This is a genomic window from Streptomyces boluensis (assembly GCF_009908195.1).
GTDB classification, from domain to species: Bacteria; Actinomycetota; Actinomycetes; order Streptomycetales; family Streptomycetaceae; genus Streptomyces; species Streptomyces boluensis.
This window is the reverse complement of the sequence record NZ_JAAAHS010000429.1, coordinates 1-5,983: the sequence shown is the minus strand read 5'-3', so window position 1 is coordinate 5,983 and position 5,983 is coordinate 1. Positions and strand designations below refer to the sequence as shown.

Below are 5,983 nucleotides of genomic sequence, written 5' to 3'. Positions count from 1 at the left end.
GAGCCCCTCCTCCAAGTCACCGGTCTGACCAAGCACTTCCCCGTCCGCAGCGGTGCGTTCCGGCGGCCCGCCGCTCTCGGGGGCGGGCGGCGCGGGGTCATCAAGGCTGTCGACGGGGTCAGCTTCTCCGTCGGGGCCGGGGAGACCCTCGGCCTCGTCGGGGAGTCGGGGTGTGGCAAGTCGACCACCGGGCGCCTCCTCATGCGGCTCCTCGAACCCACCTCCGGAAGCGTCCGGCTCGACGGCGAGGAGATCTCCGGGCTGCGCCGCTCCGGCCTCCAGGAGTACCGGCGCCGCGTCCAGATGGTGTTCCAGAACCCGTCGTCCTCGCTCAACCCGCGCCAGTCCGTGGGCAGTGCCATCGCCGCGCCCCTGCACGCCCAGGGCATCGAACCGTCGGGCGGCGTCAAAGCCCGGGTGCGTGACCTGATGGACCGGGTGGGGCTCCGCCCCGACCACTACAACCGGTTCCCGCACGAATTCTCCGGCGGCCAGAAGCAGCGCGTGGGCATCGCCCGTGCCCTCGCCCTCGACCCCGAGCTGATCATCTGCGACGAACCGGTGTCCGCGCTCGACGTGTCCGTGCAGGCGCAGGTGATCAACCTGCTCCAGGACATCCAGCGCGACACGGGCGTCGCGTACCTGTTCATCGCCCACGACCTCTCCGTGGTCAAGCACTTCGCCGACCGCGTCGCGGTGATGTACCTGGGCCGGATCATGGAACACGGCGCCACCGGGACGGTCTTCGACGCCCCGCGGCACCCGTACACCCGGGCGCTCCTCTCGGCCGTGCCGCAGGCCGACCCGACCGCGGACCGCAGCGGCCGGATCCGGCTCTCCGGCGACCTGCCGAGCCCCGCCGACCCGCCGCGCGGCTGCGTCTTCCGGTCCCGCTGCCCGGCGTACGCCCAACTCGACCCGGAGCGTGCGCAGTTGTGCGCCGACACCGTGCCGGGCAGAGATGTCGCCTGCCACCACACCGAGTTCGTCGCCGAGACGCTGACCCCGGCGACCCGTTGAACCGCGCAACAGAAAGGTGCCCGACCATGTTGATCCGTGACGTCCGCCCGTGGGGTGGAGAGCGCAGCGATGTCGAGCTGTCCGGCACGCACATCGCCGCGATCCGCCCGCACGACCCGGCCACGTCGCACCCGGCCGGTGAGGCCGAGGGCGGCGAGGTGGTCGAGGGCCGGGGCCGGCTGCTGCTGCCCTCCTTCAGCGATGTCCACGTGCACCTGGACTCGACCCGGATCGGCCTGCCCTTCCGGCCGCACACCGGCGGGCCCGGCGTCTGGACCATGACGATGAACGACCGGGAGAACTGGCGGGACGCCGAGATCCCGCTGCAGGAGCGGGTGGCCGGCACGCTGGAGCGGATGATCACCCGCGGCACCACCCGGGTGCGGTCGTACGCGCAGGTCGACGTGGACTGCAAGCTGGAGAAGTTCGAGGCGGTGCTCGCCGCGAAGGAGAAGTTCGCGGGCCAGGCCGATGTGCAGATCATGACGTTCCCGCAGGCCGGGATCCTGCGCGAGAAGGGCACCGCCGACTATCTGGAGGCCTCGCTCAAGGCGGGCGCCGAGGTGATGGGCGGCATCGACCCCTGCACCCTCGACAAGGACCCGAAGGGCCACCTCGACGTGGTGTTCGGCCTGGCCGAGAAGTACCAGGTCGAGGTCGACATCCACCTGCACGAGCCCGGCCACCTGGGCATCTTCTCCACCGACCTGATCCTGGAGCGCACCCGCGCCCTCGGCATGCAGGGCAAGGTCACCATGTCGCACGCCTACGAGCTCGGCTCGGTCTCCGAGTCGGAGAGCCGCCGCATCATCGACGCGTTCGCCGACCTTGACATCGCGATGGCCACGGTGGCCCCGTCGGCGCGCGGTCAGCTCTCGCTCGTGGACCTGACGGAGGCGGGCGTACGGGTCGGCCTCGGCGAGGACGGCCAGCGCGACTACTGGAGCCCGTACGGCAACTGCGACATGCTCGACCGCACCTGGCAGCTGGCGTTCACCAACAACTTCCGCCGCGACGAACACATCGAGATGTCGCTCGCCGTCGCCACCATGGGCGGCGCCTCGATCATGAGCCACGACGTGGCCCGCCTCGGCAGCAGCACCGCCCGGCCGGGCCTCGCCGTCGGTGACCGGGCCGACCTGCTCCTGGTCGACGGCGAGACCCCGACCAGCGCGGTGATGGACCGCGGCACCGACCGCACGGTCCTGCACGACGGCGCGGTCGTCGCCGACAGACTGGCGCTTGTACGGCGCTGACGGCCCTGACGGCGCTGAGCTGGGGTTCTGTCAGTCTGCCCAAGAGCGGCGTACGGCGGGGTCAACCGAACGGCCGACCCCGCCGTCGGCCGTCGGGCACGCGGCGTCGAGCCGGTACGTCGACGGGGCGGGGTGGGTTCCGGCACCAGGATTGATCTCAGAGCGGGAACGCAGAGCTTCCCGACCCCTGGTCGCTTTGAAGGAGCCCACCATGAAGAAGATGTCGCTGCGTGCCCGTGTCCTGACCGGTACCGTCGCCGGCGCGGCCCTGGCCGCCGGTACGTTCGGAGCCGTATCCGCGAACGCCGCCACCCCGGCCGCCGCCCCCACCGCCGTCGTCAAGGCCGACGCGAAGAACAAGAACACCACGCAGTCGACGCACCTCACGGTCGAGGCCGCGACGAAGGCCGCGCAGGCCGCCCTCGACGCCGCGAAGAAGGAGAACCAGCGGGTCTCCGTCGCGGTCGTCGACCGCAACGGCAACACCATCGTGACGCTGCGCGGCGACGGTGCCGGCCCGCAGGCGTACGAGTCCGCCGAGAAGAAGGCGTACACGGCCGTGTCCTGGAACGCGCCGACCTCCGAGCTGGTCAAGCGCCTGGAGCAGGCCCCGAACCTGAAGGACATCCCGGGCACCCTGTTCCTCGGTGGTGGCGCCCCGGTGACCGCCAAGGACGCCCCGATCGCGGGTGTCGGTGTCGCGGGCGCCCCGTCCGGTGACCTCGACGAGAAGTTCGCCCAGGCCGGCGTCGCCGCCCTCGGCAAGTAAGGCTTCTCAGCAAGCAAGGCTGTTCAGCCCCTCAGACACCGGCGGCACCCTACGCCCCCCGAAGGGTGCCGCCGGTCCCTTTTCGTTCCCCCACACTCTTCGCTCCCCCTTTCTCGTACGCCCCGGAGGACCGAGATGCCCGACCAGAACCGGCGGCTCCTGGACGCCGCCCGCCGCGGTGACGCCGCCGACGTGCGTGCCGCCCTCGACGTGGGCGCCCGGGTCGAGGCCCGCGACGAGGAACTGCGCTCCCCGCTGCTGCTCGCCGCCCTCGGCAACCACGTGGCGGCCGCCGCGGTCCTGGTACGGGCCGGAGCCGACCCGGACGCGCAGGACCGGCGGCAGGAGAGCGCGTGGCTGGTGACCGGCGTGACCGGCAGCGTCCCGATGATGCGGGTCCTGCTGCCCGCACAGCCCGACCTGACCCTGCGCAACCGGTTCGGCGGCGTCTCCCTGATCCCGGCGAGCGAGCGCGGCCATGTCGCGTACGTACGGGCCGTGCTGAGCGAGACCGGCATGGACGTCAACCATGTCAACGACCTCGGCTGGACCGCCCTGTTGGAGGCCGTGATCCTCGGCGACGGCGGCCGCCCGCACCAGGAGGTCGTCGAGCTGCTGCTCGCCGCGGGCGCCCGCACGGACCTCGCCGACCCGAACGGCGTCACCCCGCTGCGGCACGCGGAACGGCGCGGATTCGACGTCATCGCGGGACTGCTGCGGGCCGCTGCCTCACCCGCGTGGACCCGCACCTAACTGCGCCTTCCCAACCCCGTGTTCGCCCTGTCGCCCGCCGCGGAAAGTCCGTACAGATGACGGAGACCGCACCCCTCACGGCGCCGCCGAACCGCTTCAGGAACGCAGATAGGCGAGCACCGCGAGCACCCGCCGGTGGCCCTGGCCGTCGAGGTGGAGTTCGAGCTTCTGCAGGATGCTGCTGACGTGTTTGTTGACCGCCGCCTCGGTGACGTACAGCTCGCGGGCGATGGCGGCGTTGGCGCGGCCCTCGGCCATCAGCGAGAGGACCTCGCGCTCGCGGGGCGTGAGCCGACTCAGCGGGTCGCGGCGGCGGTTGAGGAGTTGGCGTACCACCTCCGGGTCGACGACTGTCGCGCCCGCCGCGACCTGCGCGACCGCGTCGACGAACTCGGTGACGGCGCTGACCCGGTCCTTGAGGAGGTAGCCCACCCCGCTGTCGCTGCCGAGGTCGATCAGATGGGCGGCGTAGGACTGCTCGATGTACTGGCTGAGCACGAGCACCGGCAGGGCGGGGTTCTCGCCGCGCAGCGTGATGGCGGCGCGCAGGCCGTCGTCCGCGTGCTCGGGCGGCATCCGTACGTCGGTGACCACGATGTCGGGCCGGTGCTCGCGGACCGCGCCGATCAGGCTGTCCGCGTCGCCGACGGCGGCGAGCACCTCGTGGCCGAAGCGGGTGAGCACACCGACCAGGCCGTCCCGCATCAGCGGGGAGTCCTCGGCGAGTACGACGGTCAGCGACATGGCAGCTCCACGTGCAGGAGTGTAGGTCCGCCCGGCGGGCTGGAGACGCGGAGTCTGCCGTCGGCGGCGGCGACGCGGTCCGCGAGCCCGGTCAGGCCGGTGCCCGCCGCCGGGTCGGCGCCGCCGCGGCCGTCGTCCGTGATGGACAGGGTGAGCACATCGGCGTGCGGGCGGGCCGCGACGCGTACCCGCGTGGCGCCGCTGTGTTTGGTGGCGTTGGCGAGCGCCTCCGCGATCACGAAGTACGCGGTGGTCTCCACGGTGACGGCGAGCCGGTGCGGCAGCCGGATGTCCACGGTGACGGGCAGCACGGAGCGGGCGGCGAGGTTCTCGGCCGCCGCCGCCAGACCGTGGTCGGTGAGCGCCTTGGGGTGCACGCCCCGGCTGAGCTCCCGCAACTCCTCGACGGCCAGGCCGACTTGGTCCTGCGCGTCGGCGAGCTGAGCGGCGAGGGACGAGCCCGGCTCGGCGTCGAGCCGGGCCAGACCGAGCCGTACGTTGAGGGAGACGAGCCGCTGCTGCGCCCCGTCGTGCAGGTCGCGCTCGATGCGGCGGCGCTCCGCGTCGAAGACGTCGACCAGACGGGCCCTGGACGCCTGGACGTCGGTGAGTCTGCGGCCCAGTTCGCTGTCGCGGGGCGCCAGCATGAGGCGGGTGACGGCCGCCCGCGCGGCGGCCCAGGCGGTGATCGTGTAGGGCGCGGCGGGCAGCAGACACAGGCCGACGATCACCAGCGGCCAGGCGCCGGGATCATCGAGCGGCGAGAGCAGCACCAGGACGGGTACGCACAGGGCGAAGCCGAGTACGAGCAGGTCCATCCACCACAGGGCGGTCAACGACACGGCGGTGAAGCCGAGTTCACGCCAGGTCGCCGGTTCACGCAGCCGGGTGCGGAGCCAGGCGCGGAGCCCCGGCAGCTCGGGCGCCCGGTGCGGATCGGGCACCGGGTCCAGGTCGACCAGGCGCAGCCGCCACCGCTCGAAGCGGGTGACGACGATGCCGGACAGCGCGACGCCGAGCAGCAGCACGGCGCCGACGACCACGATCAGCGAGGCGACCCCGGCGACGAGCAGGCTCACGAGCACCACGGTGGTGACGGCGCCGAAGGCGACCCCGGAGAGCAGGTACGCGAGCGACCGCCACGGCCAGGCCGAGGCCAGTACGTTCAGCGGGTTCTGGGCCAGGGCCTGCCAGGCGGTCCGGTGTCGCATCCGCCCGACCGTACCGGCGGCGGGCGCGCGGCGCGGTAGTGCGGGCACTACCTTCCCCCGGTAGTGCCCGCACCACCTCTCAACTCCCGTGTACGCCAATGCGCTTGCGTGGCCCGTGCCGGTGGACTGGGGCCATGAACCTCACCTACCGCACCGGGACACGCCGCCGCCTCGGCGCCCTCGCCGCCGCGCTCGGCGTCGTGGCGGCCACCTGGTCCACCGCCCCGGCC

The 5,983-nt window shown here is 72.6% G+C and carries 6 protein-coding genes; 4 read left to right on the top strand and 2 right to left on the bottom strand.

Annotated elements, in window-relative coordinates; translation table 11 throughout:
• From GUY60_RS32865 to GUY60_RS32850, 4 genes are all read left to right on the top strand, one after another.
• A partial coding sequence (locus tag GUY60_RS32865) for an ABC transporter ATP-binding protein (protein ID WP_161704559.1) occupies positions 1-1,020 on the top strand: 1,020 nt, incomplete at its 5' end.
• A 26-nt stretch (positions 1,021-1,046) separates the two neighbouring features.
• The gene (locus GUY60_RS32860; protein WP_161704557.1) at positions 1,047-2,276 is read left to right on the top strand and encodes an amidohydrolase family protein; all 1,230 of its coding nucleotides are present in this window, start codon (positions 1,047-1,049) and stop codon (positions 2,274-2,276) included.
• Between the two features lie 211 nt (positions 2,277-2,487).
• Positions 2,488-3,045 carry a GlcG/HbpS family heme-binding protein gene (locus tag GUY60_RS32855; protein ID WP_161704555.1) on the top strand — a complete coding sequence of 186 codons (558 nt, stop codon included), beginning with the start codon at positions 2,488-2,490 and terminating at the stop codon, positions 3,043-3,045.
• A gap of 135 nt (positions 3,046-3,180) precedes the next feature.
• Entirely contained in the window at positions 3,181-3,798 is a 618-nt protein-coding gene (locus GUY60_RS32850) for an ankyrin repeat domain-containing protein (RefSeq protein WP_161704553.1), read from the top strand.
• A gap of 96 nt (positions 3,799-3,894) precedes the next feature.
• Here the strand turns inward: GUY60_RS32850 and GUY60_RS32845 are convergent, their stop codons facing one another.
• Positions 3,895-4,542 carry a response regulator transcription factor gene (locus tag GUY60_RS32845; RefSeq protein WP_161704551.1) on the bottom strand — a complete coding sequence of 216 codons (648 nt, stop codon included), beginning with the start codon at positions 4,540-4,542 and terminating at the stop codon, positions 3,895-3,897.
• Positions 4,533-5,753: a sensor histidine kinase gene (locus tag GUY60_RS32840; RefSeq protein WP_161704549.1), complete on the bottom strand. Its 1,221-nt coding sequence runs from the start codon at positions 5,751-5,753 to the stop codon at positions 4,533-4,535. The genes GUY60_RS32845 and GUY60_RS32840 overlap by 10 nt, the downstream gene beginning before the upstream one ends.
• Positions 5,754-5,983: the final 230 nt, after the last annotated feature.